Source organism: Acutalibacter sp. 1XD8-36 (assembly GCF_009917525.1).
Classification (GTDB): Bacteria; Bacillota; Clostridia; order Oscillospirales; family Acutalibacteraceae; genus Acutalibacter.
The window spans coordinates 1-26,412 of the sequence record NZ_QZDU01000005.1 but is presented as its reverse complement, the minus strand read 5'-3'; the positions used below and the strand labels follow the sequence as shown (position 1 = coordinate 26,412).

General features: G+C 52.0%; 22 protein-coding genes and 1 pseudogene. 9 read left to right on the top strand and 14 right to left on the bottom strand.

Annotated elements, in window-relative coordinates; translation table 11 throughout:
• Position 1: 1 nt before the first annotated feature.
• The 3 genes from D5270_RS09305 to D5270_RS09295 form a co-directional block, all read right to left on the bottom strand.
• Complete coding sequence (locus D5270_RS09305; protein WP_166543846.1) at positions 2–619, bottom strand: helix-turn-helix domain-containing protein; 618 nt, start codon at positions 617–619, stop codon at positions 2–4.
• Between the two features lie 465 nt (positions 620–1,084).
• Positions 1,085–1,909, bottom strand: a complete 825-nt coding sequence (locus D5270_RS09300) for a sugar phosphate isomerase/epimerase family protein (RefSeq protein ID WP_166543845.1) — start codon at positions 1,907–1,909, stop codon at positions 1,085–1,087.
• A gap of 16 nt (positions 1,910–1,925) precedes the next feature.
• On the bottom strand, positions 1,926–3,155 hold the full coding sequence (locus tag D5270_RS09295; RefSeq protein WP_166543844.1) for a Gfo/Idh/MocA family protein: 1,230 nt from the start codon (positions 3,153–3,155) through the stop codon (positions 1,926–1,928).
• A gap of 356 nt (positions 3,156–3,511) precedes the next feature.
• On the opposite strand from D5270_RS09295, the gene D5270_RS09290 reads away from it, so the two are divergent.
• From D5270_RS09290 to D5270_RS09275, 4 genes are all read left to right on the top strand, one after another.
• Positions 3,512–4,486, top strand: coding sequence for a calcium/sodium antiporter (locus tag D5270_RS09290; protein WP_166543843.1), 975 nt, complete (start codon positions 3,512–3,514; stop codon positions 4,484–4,486).
• 105 nt (positions 4,487–4,591) lie between these two features.
• Positions 4,592–5,134 carry a hypothetical protein gene (locus tag D5270_RS09285; protein ID WP_166543842.1) on the top strand — a complete coding sequence of 181 codons (543 nt, stop codon included), beginning with the start codon at positions 4,592–4,594 and terminating at the stop codon, positions 5,132–5,134.
• A gap of 10 nt (positions 5,135–5,144) precedes the next feature.
• Positions 5,145–5,624: an RNA polymerase sigma factor gene (locus D5270_RS09280; RefSeq protein WP_166543841.1), complete on the top strand. Its 480-nt coding sequence runs from the start codon at positions 5,145–5,147 to the stop codon at positions 5,622–5,624.
• Positions 5,617–6,195 (top strand): anti-sigma-I factor RsgI family protein, encoded by a 579-nt coding sequence (locus D5270_RS09275; RefSeq protein WP_166543840.1) that lies wholly within the window; start codon positions 5,617–5,619, stop codon positions 6,193–6,195. Before D5270_RS09280 ends, D5270_RS09275 begins: the two co-directional genes overlap by 8 nt.
• A 221-nt stretch (positions 6,196–6,416) precedes the next feature.
• Here D5270_RS09275 and D5270_RS09270 read toward each other — a convergent pair.
• A pseudogene (locus tag D5270_RS09270) lies at positions 6,417–7,959 on the bottom strand (beta-N-acetylhexosaminidase).
• 312 nt (positions 7,960–8,271) lie between these two features.
• On the opposite strand from D5270_RS09270, the gene D5270_RS09260 reads away from it, so the two are divergent.
• Genes D5270_RS09260 through D5270_RS09250 form a run of 3 tightly spaced genes read left to right on the top strand, consistent with a single transcriptional unit; the run spans position 8,272 to position 11,928 of the window.
• Positions 8,272–8,895, top strand: coding sequence for a TetR/AcrR family transcriptional regulator (locus D5270_RS09260; RefSeq protein ID WP_166543837.1), 624 nt, complete (start codon positions 8,272–8,274; stop codon positions 8,893–8,895).
• Between the two features lie 52 nt (positions 8,896–8,947).
• On the top strand, positions 8,948–11,176 hold the full coding sequence (locus D5270_RS09255; RefSeq protein ID WP_166543836.1) for an ABC transporter permease: 2,229 nt from the start codon (positions 8,948–8,950) through the stop codon (positions 11,174–11,176).
• Between the two features lie 5 nt (positions 11,177–11,181).
• A complete protein-coding gene (locus D5270_RS09250; protein ID WP_166543835.1) occupies positions 11,182–11,928 on the top strand; it encodes an ABC transporter ATP-binding protein in 747 nt (248 codons plus the stop codon).
• Between the two features lie 83 nt (positions 11,929–12,011).
• Here D5270_RS09250 and D5270_RS09245 read toward each other — a convergent pair whose 3' ends face one another.
• From D5270_RS09245 to D5270_RS09225, 5 genes are read right to left on the bottom strand one after another with little or no spacing between them, the layout of a single operon-like run.
• Positions 12,012–13,538, bottom strand: coding sequence for a DUF5605 domain-containing protein (locus D5270_RS09245; RefSeq protein ID WP_166543834.1), 1,527 nt, complete (start codon positions 13,536–13,538; stop codon positions 12,012–12,014).
• A gap of 13 nt (positions 13,539–13,551) precedes the next feature.
• The gene (locus D5270_RS09240) at positions 13,552–14,991 is read right to left on the bottom strand and encodes an FGGY-family carbohydrate kinase (RefSeq protein WP_166543833.1); all 1,440 of its coding nucleotides are present in this window, start codon (positions 14,989–14,991) and stop codon (positions 13,552–13,554) included.
• The gene (locus D5270_RS09235) at positions 14,991–15,929 is read right to left on the bottom strand and encodes a transketolase family protein (RefSeq protein ID WP_166543832.1); all 939 of its coding nucleotides are present in this window, start codon (positions 15,927–15,929) and stop codon (positions 14,991–14,993) included. The genes D5270_RS09240 and D5270_RS09235 overlap by 1 nt, the downstream gene beginning before the upstream one ends.
• On the bottom strand, positions 15,922–16,758 hold the full coding sequence (locus D5270_RS09230; protein ID WP_166543831.1) for a transketolase: 837 nt from the start codon (positions 16,756–16,758) through the stop codon (positions 15,922–15,924). Before D5270_RS09230 ends, D5270_RS09235 begins: the two co-directional genes overlap by 8 nt.
• On the bottom strand, positions 16,748–18,148 hold the full coding sequence (locus D5270_RS09225) for an L-fucose/L-arabinose isomerase family protein (protein WP_166543830.1): 1,401 nt from the start codon (positions 18,146–18,148) through the stop codon (positions 16,748–16,750). The genes D5270_RS09230 and D5270_RS09225 overlap by 11 nt, the downstream gene beginning before the upstream one ends.
• 129 nt (positions 18,149–18,277) lie before the next feature.
• Between D5270_RS09225 and D5270_RS09220 the strand changes: the two genes are divergently transcribed.
• A complete protein-coding gene (locus D5270_RS09220; protein ID WP_166543829.1) occupies positions 18,278–19,285 on the top strand; it encodes a LacI family DNA-binding transcriptional regulator in 1,008 nt (335 codons plus the stop codon).
• 110 nt (positions 19,286–19,395) lie between these two features.
• Here D5270_RS09220 and D5270_RS09215 read toward each other — a convergent pair whose 3' ends face one another.
• From D5270_RS09215 to D5270_RS16600, 5 genes are all read right to left on the bottom strand, one after another.
• Positions 19,396–19,791 carry a hypothetical protein gene (locus tag D5270_RS09215; protein ID WP_166543828.1) on the bottom strand — a complete coding sequence of 132 codons (396 nt, stop codon included), beginning with the start codon at positions 19,789–19,791 and terminating at the stop codon, positions 19,396–19,398.
• A gap of 9 nt (positions 19,792–19,800) precedes the next feature.
• A complete protein-coding gene (locus D5270_RS09210) occupies positions 19,801–20,673 on the bottom strand; it encodes a carbohydrate ABC transporter permease (protein ID WP_207709346.1) in 873 nt (290 codons plus the stop codon).
• A gap of 10 nt (positions 20,674–20,683) precedes the next feature.
• On the bottom strand, positions 20,684–22,219 hold the full coding sequence (locus tag D5270_RS09205) for an extracellular solute-binding protein (protein WP_166543826.1): 1,536 nt from the start codon (positions 22,217–22,219) through the stop codon (positions 20,684–20,686).
• A gap of 24 nt (positions 22,220–22,243) precedes the next feature.
• Positions 22,244–23,098 carry a carbohydrate ABC transporter permease gene (locus D5270_RS09200; RefSeq protein ID WP_166543825.1) on the bottom strand — a complete coding sequence of 285 codons (855 nt, stop codon included), beginning with the start codon at positions 23,096–23,098 and terminating at the stop codon, positions 22,244–22,246.
• A gap of 64 nt (positions 23,099–23,162) precedes the next feature.
• Positions 23,163–23,417: a hypothetical protein gene (locus D5270_RS16600; protein WP_207709345.1), complete on the bottom strand. Its 255-nt coding sequence runs from the start codon at positions 23,415–23,417 to the stop codon at positions 23,163–23,165.
• Positions 23,418–23,642: 225 nt separating this feature from the next.
• On the opposite strand from D5270_RS16600, the gene D5270_RS09190 reads away from it, so the two are divergent.
• Complete coding sequence (locus D5270_RS09190) at positions 23,643–25,538, top strand: beta-L-arabinofuranosidase domain-containing protein (RefSeq protein ID WP_166543823.1); 1,896 nt, start codon at positions 23,643–23,645, stop codon at positions 25,536–25,538.
• Positions 25,539–26,412: the final 874 nt, after the last annotated feature.

Below are 26,412 nucleotides of genomic sequence, written 5' to 3'. Positions count from 1 at the left end.
CCTATTCTGGCCAGTTCATCTGCTTATCAGAAACGCCTAGCCTTCTGCACTCATTGCATACATATTCCTTTTCATTCCGATTCCCAATCTGATATTTCAATATCCTGTCTCTAAATACAATGTATTTCCTATTGCCTGCCTTAAAATCAACAAACCAATTCTGCTTTGCAGCAGTGTCAGACAGCATGACTTTTGAGATTAGTTCCGGGAAATTCCTCTTGTCACTTGTAAAAAACAATGCGGTCCAATATTTAGGTTTCCCCCCGGTATTCCACAGTTCAATTTTGTGGATATTGAGACAGTCAATAATACTGTCCTCTACTACGCTTTCTTTAATCAGTATCCCTTCATACAGCTCTTGCTTCTTTTCCTGAACTGCATTATTTCCGCAGGTATAAATATCTTTGACCTCATTTAATGTCAGCTCGTCCTTTAACAGGATGTCCATAGACACCTTGAAGGTTTCTCCAAGTATCAACAGCTTTTCCGTCTCCGGCAATGCAATGTCAGCTTCCCATTTTGATATGGACTGTCTGCTGACATTACATATTGACGCAAGCTCTTCTTGAGTCATGCCATTTGCTTTTCTAAGTTCTATAATTTTTTCTGACAGTTTCATCGCCGCACCTCCTTTAATGAGTATTATACAAAATACCAGCACGATTTGCCACCAACATTAAAGTGCTTTTTGTCAACCCGCAGTTGCAAGTTGCAGTATGCCCTGTGTTTTGTATAGTAAGCACGACTCCCAGGTTCACAATTTTCAGGTAGGGGTGGTCTGGAACAAGTATATCGTAATGGTCGCGGATATGTTAATGTTTCCCCAATTTAAGGTGTTCCCCAATGTGACCTCAATGCCCAACGCAAAAGAAAAGCCCGCCGGAATCCATAGAAATTCCGGCGGGCTTTATACTTGGACAACTCCAATTTTGTGGCAGGAGCGGAAGGAGTAGAGCCATTGGAATGCGGTTTTATATGGTATGAGGAAAAACATTAACGGACACACAACAACCAGTTTTTCGCACCGTTGAGCCGTTTGCGTTTCCAAAACACACGCCTAAAAATATTTTTATATATTTTATGCTTAAATTCCCAACACATCCCTAAGGTATATGCGCGACACCTCAGCAGAGTGGAAGTTGCACACCTCGGGCTGGTCCAGCTCTACGCAGAGCACGCCGTCATAGCCGACTTCCTCAAGAGCCGCCTTAACTGCCGGGAAGTCCACTGTACCGTGGCCCAGTGCACGGAAGGAGGCCATCTTTGCCCGGCCCTCGGCTTTTTTGAGAGCGTAGGTGTCAACATCCTTCAGGTGCATATAGGCAATACGGCTGCCATACTGCCTTATAAGCTCAGCCGGGTCCATGCCTGCCAGGGTGGTATGGGCAGTGTCAAAGCAGAAGAAAACATACTCAGGATTAGTATGGGCGGCAAAATAGTCGATGTCGCTCTGGGAGAACACACAGGTGCCGTAGTGGGGGTGGAAGCAGACGGTAACACCCTTGCCCTTGGCATACTCGCCCAGGCGGTTTACTATCTCGCATATTTTGTCTATCATCTCGGGGCTGGTGGGCCGCTCGAAGGGCTCCTCACCGAAGCCGCTGTGCTGGCAGTTATACCACTTGCCGCCAATCTCCGAGAGGAAGTCCACCTGCTCCATAGCCCGCTGGAGGGAGGCCTCTATGTCAAAGTCAAAGTGGCCGTAGAGGTTTACAAGCTCTACACCACAGCTGTCAGCCAGCTTTTTAAGCTCGCTGGGGTCCTCTTTATAGTAGTCGCGGATAAATGCGAAGTTCTCAACGGTATCGTATCCTAAGAATTTGCACTCCTTGAAGCTCTGCTCAAGCTGTCTTTTTGCGGTCTCCTGGTCGCCGTGTATCCAGGTCCAGCCGGTATATGCTGCTTTCATTATAGTATCCTCCTAATTAGTCATCTAAAATGCCGTGCATGATTTTCAGCGGGTCGTTTACCATGGGTGCGGTGCGCTCATAGCCGGTGGTGATGGGCACATAGGCCTTTTGTTCTCCGGACTTTGAGAAGGCGGTCATTATCTCCAGCACATGGCGCTGCTGCTGGTAGTTGGCCCTATGGTCCCGGCCGGTGCGCAGAGCCTTGCACATGTCGGCAAGGCCGAGAGCGCGGCTGTTCACCGGGTAGTCGTACATCAGAGGCATCTCTCTCCAGCCGGCATAGAAGTCCGGCACGCCATGGCGGCTGAGTCCGGGGTCAGTTTTCGGGGCTGCCGCAAAATCCTCGGGGCGCAGGAGCAGTACGGGTCCGCCAAAGGTATTTGGGTCGGGGACCATCATGCTGCCCCTTGTGCCGTACACCTCAAACCGGGACTGGGCGGTGTAGTGTACGTCAAAGGTGGTGAAGACCTGGGCGATGGCGCCGCTTGTAAACTCGATATTGCCGGAAAGCCATGTGTCTACGTCCACATCAACAATCTCACCCCTATGGGGTTCTGAGGTTATGAGACGCTGAGTAAAGGAGCGCTTTGCCATGCCCATCAGCCCCTTGGCCTCACCCAGCAGCTGCACAAGGGCGGTGATATAGTACGGGCCCATGTCCAGCATAGGCCCTGCGCCCCGCTTATAGTAGAACTCCGGGTCTGGGTGCCAGGTTTCGTGTCCGTGGCAGACCATGGCACAGCTGGCCCCGACCACGTCGCCTATGTATCCGTCGTCTATAAGCCTGCGGGCCGTCTGGATTCCGGCGCCCATAAACGTGTCAGGAGCGCCCCCAAGCCGAAGGTTTTTCTCCTCTGCAAGAGCTATCAGCTCATTAGCCTCGTCCATGTCAACTCCCAGCGGCTTTTCGCTGTACACATGCTTGCCGTGTAAGAGAGCCTGCTTTGTCACCTCGAAGTGCTCATAAGGACGGGTTAAGTTTAGCACCACCTCCACCTCAGGGTCATTGAAGGCCTCATACATGTCCTTATAAATCTTCGGCACGCTGACATTCCTTTCACGAAGCTGCGGGTCATTTTCAATTTCGCCCTTCACATAGGCCGCGCCCTTCTCAGCGCGCTCGGGTATCAGGTCGCAGACCCCCACAAGCTCAAGCTCCCGGAAGGTGTGGGTGATGTTCTGCAAATATATCCCACTAATGGCCCCAACGCCTATCATGGCAATTTTTACAGGTTTTCTGTCCATAATCGGTCTCCTTTCTGCCAAAACGGCATAAATTCCAGCTCTTTGCCAATTATAGCATAGGAGCCCACATAAAACAAGCCTGAGGACTGTCGATATGTTGGGAAAATTGTACTTGACAATATATGCATGGCCTGGTATAATACACCTACAATCGAAATACCCATGAGGGAGTAGTAAGCGCGCTTCGCGTGGCAAGTCAACATACCCGGCAGTCTGCCTGGCTTGTCTTAAATAACGAGACTCATGTATGGCTGAGGGCTATACATGTGCAAATTTGTCTTCTTGGGCTCACGTATGGCTTTTGGGCTGTACGTGGGCCTTTTCGTTTGAAATTAAACGGATGAGAGGGAAAAGAAATGGAACTGGCACTGGTAATCTTTCTGTTTTTGGTAGGTATCGTTTTCATTGTCAAGGGCGGCGACTACTTTGTTGACGCGGCCTCCTGGATAGCGGAGGTTAGCGGTATCCCGAAGCTTATAATCGGGGCGACTATTGTCAGCCTTGCAACGACGCTTCCGGAGATGCTTGTCTCCGTAATGGCTGCGGCCCAGGGCAAGGTGGACATGGCTATCGGAAACGCTGTTGGCAGCGTCACGGCAAATATCGGGCTTATCATGGCGATATCTGTACTCTGTATGCCCGGCAAGGCAAAACGTAAGGACTATCTCAGAAAGTCTGTACTCATGCTGGCAGCGGCTATGCTGGTGGTACTGTCCGGGTTCCTGGGGCAGATGGGGATTGCCATAGCTATAGTAATGATAGTAATTTTCGCTATATTTATGGGTGACAACATCCTGCAGGCCAAGAGTTCCATGACTACACGCACGGACAGCACCAGGGAGATAGAGCGGCCAAGGCCCGGGCGCAGGGAGATAATTGTAAATATCATAAAGTTTGCGGTGGGCACCATCGGTATTGTCTGGGGCGCAGACCTGCTGGTGGACAACGGAAGCGAGCTGGCACGCTTCATTGGGATATCCGAGAGGATTATCGGCGTTACAGTGATAGCTGTGGGTACATCGCTGCCTGAGCTTATCACCACCATAACGGCAATAGTTAAGAAGGAGTCGTCGCTGTCGGTGGGCAATATTTTGGGGGCGAATATCATTGACCTGACGCTGATTCTCCCTATCAGTGCGCTGGTCTCAGGCCAGGCCCTGCCAATCGCCTCGGCCTCTGCTGTGCTGGACCTGCCCGCCTGCCTGCTGGTAGGAGGGGTGGCGCTGATACCAACCATGTTTACCCAGAAATTCACAAGAGTACAGGGAGTGCTGCTGCTGAGTATTTATATAGTTTATATGGTGCTGACCTGCGCTGTGATGGGCGTGTAGAAATTTCTAGAAAAATATTTTTTTAGGGCGCATGGAAATGCCTGGGTCAAACGTATTATAGTTGAAGCCTGTAAACGGCAGAGCAAATTTAGGAGGGACAATAAAATGAAAAAACTTTTAGCAGGAATTGCTACCGCGGCGCTGGCGCTAAGCCTTATGACTGTCAGTGCGTCGGCGCATCACCACAGGGCCGCCCTTGATACTGTGTGCGGCGGTCTGCAGACTGGGCACCTGAAGCCCACCTGTATTGGTAGGTGGGGAGGCGGGCACTACTGCTGGGACGACCACTATTGTGTGGATACCGATAACGACGGTATCTGCGATAACTATGGTCATGAGCACTGCCCCGGCAACGGCGCCTGCGGCAACTATGCACAGAACGGCGGCTATGTTGACGCCGACAACGACGGTGTATGCGACAACTACGACCCGGAGTACTGCCCCGGCAATGGCGGTGGTTATGTTGACTCGGACAACGATGGCGTCTGTGATAATTATGACCCAGAGTATTGCCCTGGTAATGGCGCCGGGAATGGAAATGGTACAGGAGCCGGAAATGGTGCCGGTAACGGTGCAGGCAGCGGCAGCGGATATCGCGGCGGACATCACTCCGGAGGTGGACGCGGACACGGCAGGCACCACGGCTGATATTTGACATATGCGCAGCGAGCAGGAGACGGCCCGGGCAATGGACCGGTACGCGGATATGGTGCGCAGGCTATGCCTGATACATGTTAAGAACCAGGCCGACTCTGAGGACGTGTTTCAGACAGTGTTTGTGAAATACGTCCTCAGCTCTGCTGTGTTTGAAAATGAAGAGCACGAAAAGGCGTGGTTCATCCGCGTGACAATAAACGCCTGCAGGGACCTGCTGCGGAGCTTTTTCCGAAGCCGGACAGTCCCGCTGGAGGAGCTTATAGACCTGCCCGCCGAGGAGTCCGATACGAAAGAAGTGCTGGGGGCGGTTTTGGAACTGCCTGAAAAGTATAGGGACGTGGTATACTTACATTACTTTGAGGGATACACCGCCTCAGAGATAGGTCAGCTCACGAAAAAAAATGTAAACACGGTATATTCACTTCTGACACGCTCAAAGAAGCTGCTGCGGGAGAAGCTGGGAGGTGACGAGGATGCGTAATAGGATTCAGAGTGCTTTTGCCGGAGTCCATGCTGAGGCCGCGCTGAAGGAGAGGACCATTGAGATGATATATGCTCCCGCCAAACGGCACAGGAGGGCAAATCCGCTTATATGGGCGGCAGCATGTTTAGTGCTGTTTCTGGGCCTTGGGAGCGGGCTGTTTTTCATTCCGGTATCGGCTATAGGCATAGAGATAAACCCCGCTTTGAGGCTGAAAATAAACCGATTTGATATAGTCGTTGGCGTTGAGGCCATAAATAAGGACGGAAAGCGAATAATCGAGGAAACTAATTTGATGTTCTCCGAGTATTCCGAGGCAATAGATACGCTCCTCGCCGACCCTCGAATGCAGGAGTATTTTGAGCAGGGGAAGGATATGGAGATATACGTGGAGTGCGACGACGAGCAGCGCTGCAACCAAATGCTGAAGAGAGTAGAGGGCTGCGTTGGCAAAGAGGGAAATGTGACCTGCCACGCTGGAAGCGGTGCTGGGCACGGGCACTCAGCCGGGAGGCAGTCCTGCGGGCAGCAATGCAAGCACCATAGGCATAGAGGCGGCAGCGAGAAATAGGAGAGAAAAAGTATTGTCAGAAACCTGTGTATGGGCTTGCAGATAAGGGCATACGCAGGTGTCAGACCATACCAACGTGATGTGACACGTGGCTAGTAACATAGGGCTATACCCTCATAAAAATCCCCCCGGCTCCGCCGGGGGGATTTTTAGCCGAAACCTGTAGTAAATCGCGTGACTAAAGAATAAGAGACCGAGAAAGACCAAAAATTCGGGAGGGCCTAGAATCCCATATCCTGAATTGCCGTCTCCATACTTTCATGAGCTAAGGCCTGCTCATCCTGGCTATAACCCGAGCGCTTTAAGAAGCTGTCCAGCAGTATGCAGCCTAATTGGCGCAAGGCCTTGCCACGGAGTTCTTTGTCTTTTTGTGCCTGGGTAAACCCTGTGACAACTTCCACAATTTGTGTGCCGGCCATGCGGGCCCCCTCCATTCCGTGGTAGTCGCACTCTGTGATTGGGGTAGCTGTAATGCCCTGCTCCAGAAGATATTCAGTGTAGCTCCCGGCACGAGACATAAAGTCCGTAAAATCTTTCTCAACAGTCCAGTTATTTTCTGCCAGGGCCAGAAGCCGTGGAAAAACAAGCCGCTCCACGTGGCTGTTTTCTATCACACGTTCCGTCCATAAGGGGGCTTCCAGGCCCAACACCTGCTCTTTAGGGATAGGCTTTCCGTCTATGATATAGGGGTTATAATTATAGATAGAGCGCATTCCTATCAGCGCGCAGGGGTAGTCCAGGTAAAACGCGCTCATGTTAGAAAATACAAATTTGCGGCCTTTATCGGCCTCCTTATCAGAGTACTCACTGCCACTCTCTATCCAATACTGTGCAATGGCCTTGGGGCTGACTGTACCAGACGCCAGTATTTCGTTCCAGCCAATTACCGTTTTGCCCCGGCTCTCTAAAAATTCTATAAGCCTGCCGGTAAACCATGCCTGCAAATCTTCTTCGTCTTTAAGGTTTGCGTCCTTAATCTTCTTCTGGCAGCGGGGGCATTTTTCCCACTCGGACTTAGGCGCTTCATCACCGCCGATATGGAAGTAGGGCCCGGGGAACAACTGGAAGACTTCATCCAGCAGTTCGTACAGAAAGTCATACACCTTTTCATTTCCGGCGCAGAGTATCCGGGGGTTCAGCCCGGTGCCAAACCCTACCATATGAGGCTCGCCTGAGCAGCTCAATTCCGGCATAGTGGCGACAATGTCTCCGGTATGCCCGGGCAGGTCTATTTCAGGTACAATATTGATAAACCGCTCCGACGCATAGGCAACTACCTGCCGTATTTCCTCCTGGGTATAATATCCCCCGACTTTCTGGCCTCCCTCGTCGCGCCAGGAACCGATGCGGTTGAGTTCAGGGAACTTCAGGCTCTCAATGCGAATGGTCATCGCTAAGGTGCCAGTGGAAAGTATTGAACTTAAGCTTGGCCATTTGGTCAAGAAGCTTTTTGATTTCGTCAACGCCAAAGAAATGCCGGCTTACGTCCAGCATAAAGCTGCGGAACGGGAATTTCGGCGAGTCTTCATAACAGCCGCAGGGGATATCTCCCTCGCGGGCAAGCTGCTCAATGGTCTGTCTGGCATAAAAGGCCCCAGCTCCATCTCCGGCCTTTATTTCGATTTCCTCCGGCCTCACAGTCAGCATATAGCCCTCTTGCGGGATATCTGTACCGTTCACTACAGTTACAGGGGTTTTGCTGCTATAGCTGCAGGTACCTCCAGTCAGAGAAATTTTTCCGTTGATTTTTGGGATAAGATTCATCCCAAACCCTCCTTTCAGGGCGAATATATTAGGTTTAGTATAGCATATCTGCCCAAATAGTACAAGTATATGGGAAAACTTTTAAAACTGATATAGCGAGCACAATACCATTTTAAGGACAGACTATATCAGACTTTTATACTCTTACTGGTGACATTTTAGTTTTCTCAAAATTAAAAACACAAAAGTACCAAAACACTGTATAGCCCGGCACTTCATGCAGTTCCGGGTTTTATATTGACAAACTATGGTGGGGGTGATATAATATTAATACTGACAGACTGTCGGTATAATAAAGGGAGGAAGCACGATATGCGGGTAGTTAAAGAGGCAAATGTGCGTAAGAGCGAGATACTAGATGCAGCGGAGCTGCTTTTTGAAACAAAGGGCTTTGACGGTACTAGTACAACAGATATTCTCAATGAGGCCGGCATTGCCAGGGGAACGCTCTACTACCACTTCAAATCCAAAGAGGACATTCTGGACGCTATAATCGAGCGTATGACTGGCAGCTTGGTGGCAAAGGCCACAGAAATTGCCGGAAAGAAGGATGAGCCAGTATTACGGCGCATGACACAGATGATGCTGGCGCTGCATGTGGACAACGGTCTCGGGTATGAAATAATGGAGCAGGTACATAAGCCACAAAACGCTCTCATGCACCAGAAAATGCAGGAACGGCTGCTGGCTGGGGTAAATCCAATCATTACTGCCCTGATTGGGGAGGGCATTGCTCAAGGAATTTGCCAGACAGATTACCCGACAGAGGTAGCGGAGATGACGTTTTTGTATTCCAGCACAATATTCGATAATCTGGCGATACATAGCGTTGAGGAGAGGGAGAGAAAGATTACCGCGTTCATCTACAACCTGGAGCGGCTGCTGGGAATGGAGCGAGACAGCCTGCAGGGGGCCATCCTCCCGATTTTTGGATGATGGTAGGTCTTTATCTGCTAAAAAGCGTTGAGGCGCTGGAACAGGAGGCATCATGCTAAACAAACTGATTTGGAACGATGTTCGGCAAAACAAGCTGCTGTCTGCCGCCACAGTTTTCTTTATGGCAGTTTCCGCTATGATGCTTTCGCTGACGGCACTGTTGTGTTTCAGCCTGCTTGGGTCGGTCAACGGACTGATGGAACAGGCGCAGGTTCCAGACCTTGTGCAAATGCACACCGGTGAAATAAACGAAGGACAGATTGACCAGTTTGTTGAGGAGCATCAGGAGATAGGCCAATGGCAGCTCTGCCGCATACTAAACCTGGATAACAGCGGGGTCACACTGGGCAGCCACAGCCTGTTGGACAGCACGCAGGACAACGGCCTATGTGTCCAGAACGTGGGATTTGACTTTCTGCTGGACATGGACAGCAAACGCCTTGAGGTGCTGCCCGGGCAGGTATATGTCCCTGCCTGTTACCGTACACGCTATAATCTGAGCATTGGTGACACCATGCAAATCGGCGGTGAGAAACTTACCATAGCCGGATTTTTGCGGGATGCGCAGATGAACTCCATGATGGCTTCCTCTAAGCGGTTCCTTGTGAGCGAATGGGACTATGAGCGGCTTAAAACCAGCGGCGAGGAAGAATATCTTATTGAATTTCTCCTGAAGGACGGCGCGGATGTCAACAATCTCAGCACAGCATACACACAGCATGGACTTCCGGCAAACGGTCCTGCCATAACAAAGCCGTTGATTCGCATGATGAATGCTCTGTCAGACGGGACAACGATTTTGGTAATCTTCCTAACGGCTGTGGTGGTACTGCTTGTTTCCCTGCTATGTATCCGCTTTATTCTGTCCATTCGTATGGAGCGGGATAGGCGGGAGGTAGGGATGCTGAAAGCCCTGGGAATTGGAAAGGGCGAGGTCAAGCGGCTCTATTTTTCAAAGTATATTTTATTTTCCGTCTGTGGCGGCCTCTTAGGTTTTGGAGCTTCAACTGCTCTGCAAGGGCCGCTGGAACAGCGGATACGTGAGCTGTACGGCGCCGCGGATAACAGTGGGCAGGCGGCTGCCATCTGTACCGCCGCCGTAGTGGAGGCTGTGATTCTGCTCTTTGTATGGCGAAGCTTAAAACAGACAGATAAGCTGTCTGTTTTGGATGCTCTGTTCCCAGCTCAGGAGCAGAAGCAGAGCAGGAGGCAATATCGGCTGATTGGCTTTGTGTCTGCCGCATGCACTTTTTTGATGCTGCTACCGCAAAATCTGTATTCAACTCTATCTTCTCCCACATTTATCACCTATATGGGCATTGGGAAAGCAGATATCCGTATGGATATCCGCCAGGGTGTGGACATCAGCTCGGCAGCGGCCCAGATTGCCGAAGTCCTGGAAAGGGACACGCAGGTAGAAAGATACGCCGTGCTTCAGACTCAGTCTGTCCCAGCGGCTTTAGTGGATGGCACGGCCTGCAATCTGACTGTGGAGATGGGCGACCATTCCATATTTCCTGTGCAGTATTCAGCCGGGACAATGCCGGTTATGGACGATGAAATCGCGCTGTCTGTTTTAAACGCAAAGGAACTGGGGCTGTCCATCGGCGATACGCTGCGGCTGGAAATAAACGGCGAGGAAATACCCTACACTGTCTGTGGGATTTATTCTGACATTACAAACGGCGGGAAAACAGCGAAGGCAGGCAGCATAGTGAGCAGTAGTTCCGTGATTTGGAGCGTTGCGTATGTATCGCTCAAAGATTCGGCAGCCAGCCATCAATGGATGGAAATCTACAGGCAGACCGGGGCCGAGGTGACAGATATTGAGGAATATGTGCAGGATACCTATGGGCCGACACTGGCCCAGCTCAAGCTGGCTTCAATAGGAGCCATGCTGATTGCTGCGTTTGTGGCATTTGTGGTGATTGCGCTGTTTATGCGGCTGATTGTGGAGCAGAGCCGTGACGCGGTCTCTTTGCAAAAGGCTCTGGGGTTTACCGGCGGCGATATTACCCGCGCCTACTTTATGAAAGGCTTTCTCTCTGCCGCTGCGGGCGTTCTGTCTGGACTGTTTCTTGGTACTTTACTTGGGGAGGGCCTTTGCGGGATTGTGCTGAAATCCTTTGGCGCGGACGGCTTCCGTTTTATCATCCGCTGGGACTGCCTGCTTGTGGGAATCCCGGCTGTCATTCTCGGAACAACGATATCAGCTATTTTGACAGGAACGGCTGAGGTCCGGCGAATCAAAGCCTATGAGTGCTGCACAGGGAGGGATTGATAGCAATGAAGAAGCTGCTTTGGGCAGAAAACCTGACAAAAGAACATATCCTGCACAAAATTTCGTTTGATATGGAGCCGGGGGAAATGCTGGCGGTCATGGGGCCGTCCGGCTCCGGGAAATCTACGCTGCTATATAACGTAGCCGGAATGGACCAGCCCACCGGCGGCCTGGTGTGGCTTGGTGGCGTTGAAATCACGAAGCTGTCCGAGGACGAAAAGGCGAGGCTGCGGCTGCACCGCATGGGCTTTGTGTTCCAGCAGATGAACATGATGGCAAATCTGAATATTCTGGATAATATTTTGCTCCCGGCTATACAGGCCAACAGGGGACGGGATGGAAAATCGAAAGAGGAACTGAACCTGCGGGCGCGAAGGCTTATGGAAAAGCTGGGAATCACCGGGCTGGAGAGCCGGAAGATAACCCAGGTGTCAGGGGGCCAGCTTCAGCGGGCGTGTATCTGCCGGAGCATGATGAACGAGCCGGAAATCCTGTTTGCCGATGAGCCTACCGGGGCGCTGAACAAAAGCGCGGCAGGTGAAGTCATGGGGGAACTGGTCAAGCTGAACAGGGAGGGGACCACGGTTTTGCTGGTGACTCACGACAGCAGGGTTGCCAGCAGCTGTGACAGGATTACATACCTGCTGGACGGACGAATTTCTGCAGAGCTGAGGATGGGCAAAATAGTGGCCGGGGATGAGAAGCAGCGGGAGGAAAAAGTGGCAAAGTGGCTCATGGAGATGGGCTGGTAGATGGCGGCAGCGATTCAGGGGCCCTGTCTCAATGACAGGGCCCCTGAATCGCAAAACCTTTGCACTCAATGTGTTTATTCCGTTCAGGAAAGCTTTCTCAGCCTGACAGCCATATACTCTTTGCCCGGCAGGGAAATGCGGAATTTACCGCTATGTATCCCGGCGTCGGTGACAGTCATTTCCCAAGTGTCGATAATTTCAACCTGCCAGCTTTCGTCGGGAGATTTGTAAAAATCCCGGAAGCTGGGGCGGCCGAAGCCGTAATAGTGAATCTCATAGCCGGGGCCGCCGGGAGTTAGGAAATCTGCGCCGTCAGGCACGGCCACGGTCTCGTCGAAGCTGCCATGTCCCTGCCGAAGCCCATAGCCGGGAGTCTGGCAGAGAATCTGATGGAGAAATTTGATTCGCTCCGGGCTTTCGCCGTGAAGTTCCCCGCCGTGGCTCCACCACAGTACATCATTCTCATTGTCTACATAAGTCTCTCCGTGGCCCGCATAGCCGCCCCTCAGACTGGCCTCCCAGAAACGGCGGGTCAGCTCTTGGCCCGAGATATTGCCCCAGCCCATGTCGATGTTTCCTTCGTAGGCAATCTCGTCCCATACCACGGGTTTTGCCCACTGGGTGCGGTAGTCTGCGGTATACTCCACGTGGCGGTAAAGGTCCTGCCGCTGCAGGGAGCAGTGGGTAATCCATGGGCGCGTATGGTCGTAAAATGCAATGCAGTTGTGAATGCCCCGAAGCCGGTTGTAGGGGTCAAGCCTACAGAGCATATCTGCATAGTGCTCCCAGTCCTTCAGTGTTTTGGCGCGGAGCAGGTCGTACTCATTGGCAAGGCTCCACCAGACGTTGCGGTAGGCGGCAAACCGAGCAATGACGTATTTCCAGTACAGGTCGTCCTGCTCTCTGGTCATGGCGGAAAATCCCCAGCGGTCATATGGGTGCATAACGATAAGGTCCGCCTCAATTCCACGCTTCTGCAGGTCCAGAATTGCCCGCTCTACACGGCGGAAATGCTCGGGGTTGAACCGGGTAAAATCCCAGCTGTTTCCGGAAAAATCTGCTTCATAGGTGAAGGTCTCCTCGCAGAGCCCAGAATTGTCCACCGGCGTGCCCTCATAGGGGAAGGTCTCCGGGTCCTTGAAATTGTGGATATAGTGCTTGGGGAATACGCAGAACCGCATTTTGTTGAAATACCCCTTATCAAGCTCCTTCAGGGTCTTTTCATAAACTTCGTCAGGCTGATGCTCCCACACATAACAGGTGGTGCCCACAGAATAATATGGCGTGGTATCCTCATAGGCAAAATGGCAGCCGTTCACCACATGAACAGGGCCATGGTTTCCCTCTCTGGGCGGCGTTACGGTAAAACTGCCTGAGGTCTGGGCCTCCGGGAAATTTCCTGTGGTCTCGTAGGTGTATTCCTCCTCAAAGCTGGGCATAAAGCGCAGCTTATACACGCCCTCTCCGTCATAGAAGCCCATGACACGCTTTTCTTCGTTTTTGCTCCGGAATACTCCGGAAAGCTCCCGCTCTGTAAAGGGATTGCCGTCTCTCGGGCCTGTAATCACGACCTCAAATACAGACCAGCGTTCTGTTTTGTTAGTTGACATAACAATTTCCTCCTTATAATAACAGGCTCACAGCCTGCTTCCAGCCGCTATATTTCTTTTCCCGCCAGGCCAAATCTCTTTGGGGAAGAAAACTGGTGCGGGCCTGCTTTTCCAGTATTTCCCAGCCATACAGGCCGCAGGCGATTCCCGCACAATATGCCGCGCCTATGCCGGACAGTTCCTCGCGTTCTGAAACAGCCACAGGGCGGCCCAGCAAATCGCTTTGAAACTGCATGAGGAATTTGTCCCGGGTAGGCCCGCCGTCCGCCCGCAGCTCATTAAGCATTATCCCGGAGCCCTTTTCTATGGCAAGGGCCACGTCTGCAATCTGGTAGGCAATGCTCTCCTCTGCGGCCCTGACGATTTCGGCACGTCCGGTTCCCCGCCCCATGCAACAGAGAATGGCCCTTGAGTCAGATTTCCAGTAGGGCGCCCCCAGGCCGGTAAAGGCTGGAACCAGGTAAGTGCCGTCGTTTTGGTCTGCGCCGGCGGCAATCTCTCCGGCTTCTTTCGAGGAACTCAGCAGCTTAACATCGTCCACCAGCCATTTGATTACTGAGCCGGTGTAGTTGATATTTCCCTCCAGCACATAATGGATTCTGCCGTCAATGCCCCAGGCCAGCGAAGTGACAATGCCACTGTCGCTGAACACCGGCTTCTCTCCCACATTTACCATAACGGAAGAGCCGGTGCCGTAGGTGGCTTTTCCCATGCCGGGTTTCACACAGCCTTGACCGAAAAGGGCTCCGTGGGAGTCGCCCAAAACACCGAATATAGGGACTGGCCCGGGAAGTACCCCTTCCATATCGGTCTCTCCAAAACAGCTGTCGCTCATGCAGACTTCGGGAAGGGATTCCAATGGCACGCCGAACAGCTCACACAGTTCTTTATCCCATTGCAGCAGATTAATATTAAAAAGCTGGGTGCGGCTTGCATTGGAAAAGTCAGTTTTAAAGCTGCCGGTAAGTTTGTAGACGAGCCAGCTGTCAATCGTCCCCGCACATAACTGCCGGTTTTCTAGGCCCTGAGTGTTCCCTAAAATCCATGCCCATTTGGCTGCCGGAAAATAAGGGGAAAGTAGCAGTCCGGTTTTTTGCCGTACAGTCTCGGCCTGATTTGCTAAACGGTCACAGATTTCCTGCGCCCGTCCGCACTGCCAGACAACGGCGTCAGCTACAGGCAGCCCGGTCTCACTATCCCATATCAGAGCGGTTTCCCGCTGGTTGCTGATGCCAATAGCTGCTATCTTTGCCGGGTCAATGCCTGAAACTGCCAGGCGGGCCGCTTCGATGGTGTTTCGGTATATCTCCATAGGGTCGTGGCTGACCCATCCCAGGGCATTGATTTTCTGCTCATGGGACAAGTCTGCACGTTTGAGAAGCTCACCGGCCCCATCCAAAAGCAGAGCCTTGGTGCCGGAGGTGCTTTGGTCAATGGCTAGCACATATTTCATCACAGCAGCTCCTTCACAGTTTTTGCAATCCCCCGGCCGGTGAGCCCATAGTGGGCAAACACCTCAGCAGAGGTGCCGGTAATCACAGGCGCATCCGGCAGGGACAGGCACTTTACTCGTTTGGGACAGCATTCACCCACTACCTGGGCCACCATGCTTCCCAGCCCACCGTAGGGAGAATGCTCCTCCACCGTAACCACAATATCCGCATTCTGTGCGGCCTCGGTCACAGCAGCCTTATCCAGCGGCTTAACGCAGTACATATCCAGCACGCTGACAGATATCCCCTCCCTCTCCAGTAAACCGGCAGCCTCCAGGGCCGGGCACACCATTTCTCCGCAGGTAATAAGCGCTACCCTTACGGTCTGAGCCCTGCTTCGCAGCCAGGTTGCCCGGTTCAGTTCAAAGGGGCAAGCTTCATCGCTGTAAATATCCTCCACCGGATTGCGGCCCACGCGAACATAGGCGGGCTTTTCGTCCTGCAAAAGGGCTTCTATCAGTTTTGCAGTCTGAAAGCGGTCGCTGGGCAGATACACCCGCATGTTGGGAAGAGCAGCCATGGCAGCGATGTCCTGGGCGCTGTGGTGGCTCATGCCTAGAGCGCCGTAGCTGACGCCGCCTGAAATACCGATAAGCTTCACATTGGTGTTGGAATATGCACAGTCCACCTTGGCCTGTTCGTAGCTGCGGCTCGCAAGAAAGCAGGCAGGGGAAAAAGCATAGGGCTTTTTGCCACAGGAGGCGAGTCCCGCCGCTATGCTTACAAGATTTTGCTCTGCAATGCCGAGCTCTACCGTCTGCTCCGGAAACTGTTGGAAAAAGGGCGACATGCCGGCACTGCCCCGGCTGTCGCTGCACAGGGCAAAAATGCTTTTATCCTTTTCCGCATACTTCAAAAGTGTTTGGCAAATCGCCTGCCGGTTGGGTATTTTATTCACTGGCAACTGCCTCCTTTCCCTTTTGAAAGTCCGCCTTGATTGCTTCATATTCTTCTTCAGTAGGCAGATGGTGGTGCCACTCTGGGCGGTTTTCCATCAGCGGGCTACCAAAGCCCTTGGTGGTCTGGCTAATAATGACAGTGGGCTTTCCCATATATGATTTTGCCTGACTAAAAGCCTTGTCAAGCTGCGCAATGCTGTTTCCGTTTACCTCCAGCACATTCCAGCCAAAGCTTTCCCAGCGGGCGCCCAGGGGCTTGTGACTCATTACATCCTCGGTGGAGCCGGAAATCTGCAGGCCATTGCGGTCAATTACGGCGCAGAGGTTGTCCAGCTTATAGTGGCCAGCAGCCATAGCCCCCTCCCATACGGAGCCTTCAGCCAGCTCGCCGTCGCCTAAAATGGTGTAGACCCGATATTTTTTGCCGTCCCGCTTGCCCGCCAGGGCCATGCCCACGCAGACAGGCAGTCCATGGCCCAGACTGCCCGAATTCATCTCAATGCCCGGCAGCTTATTATTGGGGTGCCCGATATAGGGTGAACCGAATTTATTAAACCCCGCTTTTACGTCGTCCAGGTCAAGAAACCGGCAATGGCACAGCACGGCGTAATAGGCCTCCATGGCGTGGCCCTTGGACAGCACGAACCGGTCCCGGTCGGGGTCGTCAACTGTTTCCGGCGTAATATTCAGATGGTTTTTATACAGCACCATCAAAGCGTTAAGCAGGCTCATATCGCCGCCAATATGCCCGCCGCCCCCAGCCATAATAATGTCTAAAGTGTCCCGGCGCAGATTCCAGGAGAGCAGTTCCAGTTCTTTATTCTCCACGGAGATACGCCCTCACTTTCTCCTCAATAGGGTCGTAAAGGTCAGGCGCAACGCCCAGATATTTGCAGGCCTCATACAGCACCGGCACAACATCCCTGTGAATGCCCACACAGTGGTGTATATATGGCCCCTCTACTATCTTGGCTTCCAGACGCTTGATATTCTCCACCTCTACCCAAAGATAGGTCCCCATACCTTTTGGACCGTCTACGCCTTTGGCGTTGCCCAAAAGCAGGCTGTATTTGCCGTTGTCGCCATCAAACCGGGCGAGGGTCAGCTCACCGTGCTTTGCCTCGGCTGTGACTGCGCCGGGGTAATCAAACGCCAGCGGGTAAGTAATGCAGGGCTTCCCTTTTGCGCAGGAAATGGGCCAGGGGCCACAGTGCTGCAAAAGCTCGCCGTTTTCAATATCCGGGTGGCGGATGGTCCAGTCGGCAAAAAAGCTGCGTGTTCCGTCGTTGGCGGCAGCTTCCACCAGCAGAGCGGTAATCGCCCCATGAATATCGGTCTCACAAACAACGGGCAGCCCTTTTTCGTTCAGAATGGCGTTGGCTGCGCAGGGCATAATGCCAAGCTCGCCTTGCAAGGCGTTCCAGCACTGAATAGCTCCGGCGCTGCAGTGATATTTCCCCATCAGGCGCTCCATTGCCACTGCAAGCCCGGCTATGTTTTCAAGCTGTTCTTCGGTTACATTGATTTCCATATTTGCCTTGCAGCAGGCAATGGTTTTCTGCACCTCGTCCCGGTCGGCAATAGCCCGCTTAACTTCCCCGGTCAGCTCCGGCAGGGGGATGGGCGACAGCTCCACGCCGAATTTTTCCAACAGCTCACCCTCGTTGCACATGGTGCTCCAAAAGTCGAAGGGCCTTGGCCCAATCTGCAAAATGCGGATATTGCGGAAAGTCTTCACCACATTGCACACAGCCAGAAAATCATTTATGCCCCGGGCAAACACAGGGTCGTTTAACCGGCAGTTTGTCATGTAGGTAAATGGCACGCCAAAACGCCTGAGCACCTTTCCGGTGGCAAACAGTCCGCACTGGGTGTCGCGAAGCCGCACGCCATTTGGCTCGGGCCTCTCGTCAAGGGGTCCCCAGAGAAGCACCGGGACATGCAGGTCTTTTGTAAGCCTGGCGCACAGGTACTCTGTGCCGAAATTGCAGTGGGGCAGAAAGAGGCCGTCTACCTGCGAGGCTTTGAATTTCTCCAGAATCTTCAACCGGTCATTTTCATCATATAGCAGCCCTTCATCGTTGATATCGTCAATATCTACGAATTCCACGCCCAGCTCCTGTAGGCGGCCGGCAGTAAGGCCACGATATTTCACAGCGTCCGGCGCGCTGAAGATACTCCTTCTGGTAGGCGCAAAGCCCAGTTTGATGTTTGCCATAAAATTCCTCCTTCACGGTTTCCTATACTTAGAATACCAGATGAGGAACTTAATTTACAGAAAAAATTCAGTATTTATTGACTTAATTCACTAAATCTTATATACTAAAATTGAATAGAGGTGAAGATTATGGCAGTTACAGCAAAAGAGCTGGCAAAGGCACTGGGACTTTCTCAGGCAGCGGTTTCAATGGCTCTAAACAATAAGCCCGGCGTAAGCACCGCTACAAGGCGGAAGGTGATAGAAGCTGCCCGGCGCCTGGGATACGATTTTTCCCGAAAGGCAGTTGCCCGCGGAAACTGGAAAGGGCAATTCTGCCTGGTGGTGTACAGACGGAGCGGAGCTGTTGTGGGGGACACTCCATTCTTTGCAGACCTGACAAACGGCGTCAGCTTTGGGTGTCAAAAAGCGCAGTACGATTTACTTATCCGTTATCTATACGAAGATGAAACTCTGCCCGACCAGCTTTACACTTTGGAGACCTCCGGCTTTCGGGGAATCATTCTTCTGGCTACCGAACTGGACGCTTCGGCACTTTCCCGTTTTTCTCAAATTAAAACGCCCATTGTCATTCTTGACGCCTATTTTGAAACGGCAGACTATAACTATGTCCTTATCAACAATATTCAGGGGGCGTTTATTGCCACCAATTATCTGATTTCCAAGCGCAGGACTCAGCCGGGCTACCTGTGCTCGTCCTATAAAATCAGCAATTTTGCAGAGCGGGCCGACGGTTTTTACAAGGCTATCCGCAGGAACGGCATGTCAACCGCGAAGTCTGTTGTTTATCAGCTTACGCCTTCTCAGGAGGGCGCCTATGCCGACATGAAAGCCCTGCTGGAAAGCGGAGAAGAACCGGCGGACTGTTACTTTGCAGACAACGACCACATTGCTATCGGGGCAATCGCGGCGCTGAAGGAGGCGGGGTACAGGATTCCCGAGGACGTGGCAGTGGTTGGCTTTGACGACCTGCCTCTCTGCAATTACATGGAACCGCCGCTGACCACCATTCACGTTCCCACTCAGGTTATGGGAGAAACAGCCGTAAGCAGGCTGGCGGAAATGGCGGAGAAAGTGGATTCACATGCGATGAAAATTGAGATTAGCACGGTGCTTGTAAAGCGCAAAAGTGTGTAGAAGGTGTCCGGAGTATTTGAATTTTATTGGCGGTGTTAGGGACCATATGTTATTTGGGCAGATTATAAGAAACATTTTTGCCTAGTGAATAGCACAGAACCCGGACAAATTCAACCTTGCTCATTCACACTTTTCAGCCGAACCTCCTGCCCGCTGAAAACCTCCCGTTCTGCGGAAACCACAATCGGCTCTTTAATCTCTGTGACGCCAAAGACCACGATACTCTCTTCATCCAGCTCCCGATAGTTGAGAATATCCTTCGTGTGTATAACATACCGCTTCCCCCATGGACCATCCTCCTGGACAACGGTATTGACTCGCAGGCACTCCTTTTCCGTGTCATACCAGGTGCATTTCTTGGGGATGCGCCCATCTGTCACCCGGCCCAGCTCCACTGACGGCAGCGTGCCAATATAACCGGTCTGCGCGTAGACGGTAGCAAATATCACAGCTATGAAATAAATCACCGCGATAAAGGTGTAAACAACCCGCATTTTTTTCTTCATGCCGCTCTCCTATGCTTTCAGGCCCGACAGCGCGATGCCTTCTGTAAGATGTTCCTGCCCAAACAAAAATACCAGCAGCGCCGGAATCAAATAGAATACAGATACCGCGAAAAACATACCCGGTTCGTCAGTGACCACATTGCCAAGATAGACGGACAGCGGGTTGCGGTAGGTCTGGCCGATGAAGACTACCGCCTGGTCGATGACGTTCCAGTTATCTGCAAAGAGAAGCACCAACAGCGCAGCGACAACAGAGTTTAAGTTCGGGCGCACCACCGAACTGTACGTCCGAAACGGTCCGGCGCCGTCCAGGGCGGCGGCTTCCATACACTCCTTTGGAAAGCTTATCAGCTGCTGGCGCACCAGAAACACGCCCAGCGGATGGAACAGCGCGGGAAGTATGATGGCAAGGTAAGAGTCCCGGATGTTCAGCCACCCGGCTACGATAAAATTCGGCACCAGCGAAAGCTGTGTGGGCATTAGCATGACAACTATATACGTAAAGAAAATGGCCTCTTTATACTTCCAGCGGATATTCTCCAAGCCATATGCGGCTAAGGGGGCCAGCACACACTGACCCAGCAGCACCGGCGCGACAATCAGCACGGAGTTCCAGAACATCCGAAGGTAGCCGGGGCTTTCCAGCAGCAGCCTGCGGTACTGTTCGAGCGTGGGCTCCTGGGGGATAAGCCCGAAGCGCACGAAGTGGATATTGTGAGAGGTGAAATCCCCGGCATTCGTGGGGAGCATTTCAGGCGAGTACCGGCTGACAATTTCCCCGCCGCCCATAAAGGAGTTTGCCGCGATAAATATGACAGGGAACAGGGCAACTGCTGCCGCCAGCCAGATGATGGTACCGGCCCAAATATGTTTTGACTTCATAGGCGATTTCTTATTCATGCAGCCAGATATTTACCCGGTCCTGCAGCTTTTCGGCGCACTGTTCCGGGGTGGTCAGAGCATTTATATAGTATTCATCCAGATAATCCTGCAGGTCAACGCCGTAAGCGCCGGTATTGACCAGGGGCATGGACAAAATCTGCTCCAGGACTTCTGTCGTGTTTTCCAAATCCATAGGGTCAAGCCGAGGCTCGGTTATCATCATGGGTACGCCATTTTCCGCAAAATCCTCAAGAAAATTTCGCAAGTTTGTCTTGCTGAGAGGGATATCATGGGTGTAGCGCTGGCGGGAGCCCATATGGGAAAAGTCCACGCTGTCCCTGGGCAGGACGCAGTGCTTCATAAATGCCCAGGCAAGGTCTTTGTTCTTGCAGCTTACCGGCAGAGCAAAGCTCTCCAAAGAGGTTATACCTAGCTTGCCGTCGGAGCTGGTATAGGGATAGGGTCCCGCAACATACTCCATAGGATGCAGGGCGCTTGCCATCTCAGCTAAGCCCACATCCAGCTGCGCGGCAAATGCCGGTCGGCTGGCGGTGACAAGGTGCCCGAACAGCTCGGCAAAATTGCCAAGGGTTACGGACGGGTCGGCCCCTGTATAAAGGCAGCGCAGCTTTTCGTTCATAAGCTCCGGGTCCGAGATGCCAATCTCACTCTCTGGGTCCAGTTCCGGGTCCTCGTTGGATACGGCGGCGGTCCGTTCCAGAAAGCGGATGAAATTCGGAGACTGAAAATCCGCCGTTTTATTTTCCAGGTCTATGTACCGGGGCTTTTCCGCAGCGAACAATGTGTCCTTACCGGGTGATGTGAAAATCAGATTGAGCTGCGGGTCGCTCTTTCGAGCTTCCTCATACCAGTCCAAAATATCGTCACAGCTCACCGATTGGATAGAGCCGGCGTCTGCGCTTAAGCTCTGTAAAATGGAACTGCTGAAATACATACCATTGTACTTAAAGGAAAAGGGCAGGACTGGTATCTTTCCGCCAACAGTAAAGGCCTCCAAGACAGGTGTGAAATATTCTTCGGGGTCTATGTCCGGGTCGCTGTCCCAATATTCGTGAATATCCTCCAGCAGTCCGCTCACGCTTGGAAGATCCAGCTTTTCCTGCACGTTATAGAGAAGGTAATCGCCCTCCCCGGAGGCAAGCTCCAGACGCAGCTGTGTGTAATAGCTGTCCCGGCGCATATTTCGTTCCGTGCGGGAGAGCGAGTTTAGCTCTGCTTCGCCCAGTTCATAGTCAAACTCGATTTTGACCTGGGGATGCAGCTGCATAAACTCTTCAGCCAGAAAGTTGATAGAGCTGTTTTTCAAATATGAGGCTGTCTTTATGGTGAGAGTTCCGCTCAATCCGTCTCCGGGTTCGGAGCTTTGTAGAGCGCTCTCAGGCATAGACTCCTGCGCTGAAGCTTCATCCGTCTGAGAGGACAAAGCCTGGCTGTATAACGCTTCCTGTTCGTTCTGGCACCCCGCGCAGGTAAAGACCAGGCAGAGTACCAGCAGAAGGGAGCAGAGCGGCTTGACTGTTTTCACATGGTTCACCCTTTCAAAATTGGTTTATTGATATGTGTCCGTCACACGCTTTTGCAGTCTAAACAGCACCAGCAGCACCAAACTGACCGCCAGAAAGAGAATATACGCGCCGCTGCAAAGCTGCGGCAGACTCAATGACTGGAATTGATTGTTCATGTAGTGCTGGAGCATATAGATATCTGTGCTGGGGTAGGGGCCGTAGAGCATATAAATCTCCTTAAATACCTTGAAGGAGTTCACAATGGACATGAGCAGCACCACAAAGGTAGTGGGGGAGAGGTAGACCCATGTGACATTTATGAACTGCCTCCAGGCACCGGCTCCTTCAAGAGCCATCTGCTCGTAATAAGTCTTGGGTATCCAGACCAGCCCCGACCAGAACAGCACGATATTATAGCTGACGTTTTTCCAAAGAAACACCGCCACAAGGATACCCATGGCCCAACTGTTCTGAAAGACAATTTCAGGGGAAAAACCCGCCTGCAGGAGAAGCTTTCTTAAAAGTCCGTTCTGGTCGAATAAAACTTTCCAGAAATACACGATGCTGCCCGAGGGAACCACCAGCGGTATCAGTAGCGCCAATGTAGCCGGTACACGGCCGCGCCCCATCCTCTGCAGGCAGATGGAAAGAAACAGCGCCAGTACCATCCCCAGCGGAACGCATAGTCCAATAAAGAGCAGGGTGTTCCCGGCGGCCTGCTGAAAAAGGGGGTTTGAGAGTGTGTCCGCAAAATTTTCCAAACCGGCAAAGCGCATATCCCCAAGGTTATCCACTGTCGCATAGTAAAGGGAAAACAGGAAGGGAAACACATAGAACAGCGCCACTCCCAGCAGGCTGGGGAGCAGGAAAAGCCAGTAAATAAAGGTGTGCTTTTTCAATGAACTCACTGCCTTGTGTGAAAAGATTATCGTGGTTTTATTATAGCAGGGATGGGAGGGATTGTCAATGGCGGATGGAGCGGCGCTGCAGGTGGTATAAATAGCCGTAGTAATCCCGGATGGATGCTTCCGGCATTGCAGTATTACCCTCCATACAGTGAACCTGATGTTCGTAGAACTTGGAATAGGGCGTGGTTATCTGCGGAACAGCGTCGTTCAAAATGCCTTCATTTACAAATTCTTTGCTGACATATTCCAGGGTATCGTAGGCAAACGGAAATATCTCCGGACTATGGTTCGAATCGCGGCAGATGGTCACAGTGAAATCACTGCGGGCAAAAATACTCGCCTCGCCCTTATCCTGACACTGACGGCAAACTATATCGCCTGCCGCTATACTGACTACCGAATTTTTTAGGAGTTGACATTATGAACTGTAAAATATACAATAGCTTTGTACTTGCGTTCTCCATCAATGCTTTTGTGACGGGCATTACCATTGGCTCAGTAAAAGAGTAAAATGACAGAAGAAAGGAAGTATAGTATGTTAAACGATATGAGCACACGCCTTATCGCCAATCAATCCGCATACCGCCCAAGACTCTCCACAGATAAGTTTTTCTGCCCGGGTCCCGGCTCCTGGGCCTATACCGGTCCCTTCCACGAGGCTGTTCGGTTTATCGAGAGCCACCAGCTTTTGGACGCCGCCCTCTGGACCAGGTTTGCTGAGCAGTTTACCCGCCCCTCCGACGACCATGATCTGGGCTGGCGCTGCGAATATTGGGGCAAGCTCATGCGCGGCGGGGCGATGGTCTGGTCCTATACCCGGAACCCGGAACTGTACCGGCAGCTGGAAGCCGCCGCCCGAGATATGCTCAAAAATGCCGAACCTGACGGCAGGATATCCACCTACAGCCGGGAAGCTGAGTTCCAGGGCTGGGACATCTGGGGTAGGAAATACGTGCTGCTGGGAATGGAATATTTCTATGATATCTGTGCAGACGAAAGTTTAAAAGGGGAGCTTCTGGACTCCTTGATGGCACAGACCGACTGTCTTTTAGCTCATTTTGGCCCGGGGAAGGCCGACCTGCGTGAGGCCAGCTGCCACTGGGAGGGGCTCAACTCATCCTCGATACTTGAACCGGTGGTGAGGCTATACAATATGACAGGTGAGAAGAGATATCTGGACTTTGCGGATTATATTGTGAGCCTTGGGGGAATCCAATCGGCGAATATTTTCGAGCTGGCTTATGAAGACCGGCTGGACCCTTGGCAGTACCCGGTCACAAAGGCCTATGAGATGATGTCCTGCTTTGAGGGGCTTTTGGAGTACGCCAGAGCCACAGGCAACGGAAAATGGAGCAGGGCTGTGGTGAATTTCGCCCGGCGGGTGCTGGATTCAGACAATACAATTATCGGCAGCGCCGGATGTACCCACGAGCTCTTTGACCACTCAAGGCTCCGGCAGATTGACCCGGACTATGCCGGCATTATGCAGGAGACCTGCGTTACGGTAACATGGATGAAGCTCTGCGGACAGGTGCTCTGCTTCACCGGTGACCCTGTTTTTGGTGATGCCATGGAGCGCTCCCTGCACAACGCTCTGTTGGGTGCTGTGAACACCCGCATGGTTCCCAGAGACCCGCTATCTCCGGGCGGCTGGCTGCCTTTTGACAGCTATAGCCCCCTGCGTGCCGCACCCCGAGGACAGGCTGTGGGCGGACGCATGGTAATGGAGGACAACACTATATATGGCTGCTGCGCGGCTATTGGCGCGGCTGGGCTGGGTGCAGCGGTTCAGCTAAGCGCTATGCACACCCGAAACGGCGCGGCGGTGAATCTGTATTTTCCCGGCACGCTAAACCTTACCACGCCAGAGGGCAATAGGCTGGGACTGACTATTGAAACCACATATCCTGTGGGGGAGGACATCATGCTGGAGCTGTCACTGGACAGGCCGGAGACTTTCGAGCTGGCTATGAGAATCCCGGGCTGGTGCAAGGCAGCCAAAGTCCGCGTGAATGGCGAAGGTACCTCTGCGGGGCCCGGCTGGCTGAAGCTTCAGAGGCTCTGGCAGGACGGCGACAGGGTCAGCCTTCGTTTCCCTATGCCGGTGGAGATCCTATCATCCAATGAAATGGGCGAGGAGAGTGAAAAGCTGCCGTCTCATCAGGCTCTAGTCAGGGGGCCGATAGCGCTGGCTGTTTCCGAGGAGTTCCCGGAGGATGACCTGTCAGCGCCAGCAGGATTTAAGACGGACGCGGGTGGCAGGCTAGAAGTCAAGCCGCTGGAGCTTGCAGAGGTACCTTTTGAAGCACGGATGGCATTCAAAACGGAGCTAGAGAATGGCGGACGTATGTGTTTCACTGACTATGCCTCGGCGGGGAAGGATTATGATAAAAGGATTGCGGTGTGGCTTCCTTGCAGTGGGGGAAAATAGGCTGAGGTAAGGAGCATAATTTGGTCGAGCTGGATATCGTAGTGTAACAGTATATTGAGTTCAAAGAAGTTATTGTATGGATGAACGAAAAGGGAAATGGGAAAGCAGATTTTTGATACCCAATAAATCCGTCCAGCCACCAGCTATGGAGGCTGGACGTTCTCCTATCAGGGAGCACTTGTTGACCGTGAGCGTTCTACTGATTTTGGGACAAGCATTATATTATATTGCCAGTAACTTGCGGCTAGCGGGGGCAACCGATTCTGACGCTATCCTCTGTATAGCAGGATAGAAGTAGTCTAGGCAACCGCACTACATTACAGCAAGGAGGAAAGATAAATGAATGACATTAATAGTTTATTACACTCGAAATATTGAAGGCAAGAGACATATGGAAAAATCAAGGTTATCCGGGGCAGAGGCCCAAAAACAGAAATATGCTTAACTGGAAACCTGGGTCGATATCTATGTTACCCCGGTCACAAAAGAAAACAGACCTACCTAAAAGTAATGATGCTTTAGCAAGTCTGTTTGTTGTGAACGCACGACCAAAAAGATATTTTTACCCAATTGGTGGATGCATTCGAACCTACGCAAAATTTTATAACCCATTGCATTTTTGCCCTGCAATCCAGCAAAATCAAAAACACAATTTTGGGGTGGAATCTATCATGTTTATTGTGATTTTATCACCTATTAAGTTATGGACAATGCTGGTATCTTGTTATTCGCTGGTATTTGGTCAATGGTTTCGTCATGGTGTGGCACGATAAGGTAAAATAAGTTTCGCAAAAACAAAAAGAGACACGGTTTGCAGCTCTCTGGTAGAATGAAGTTATCACACCCCATTCAGAAAGGAGACAGTAAACCATGT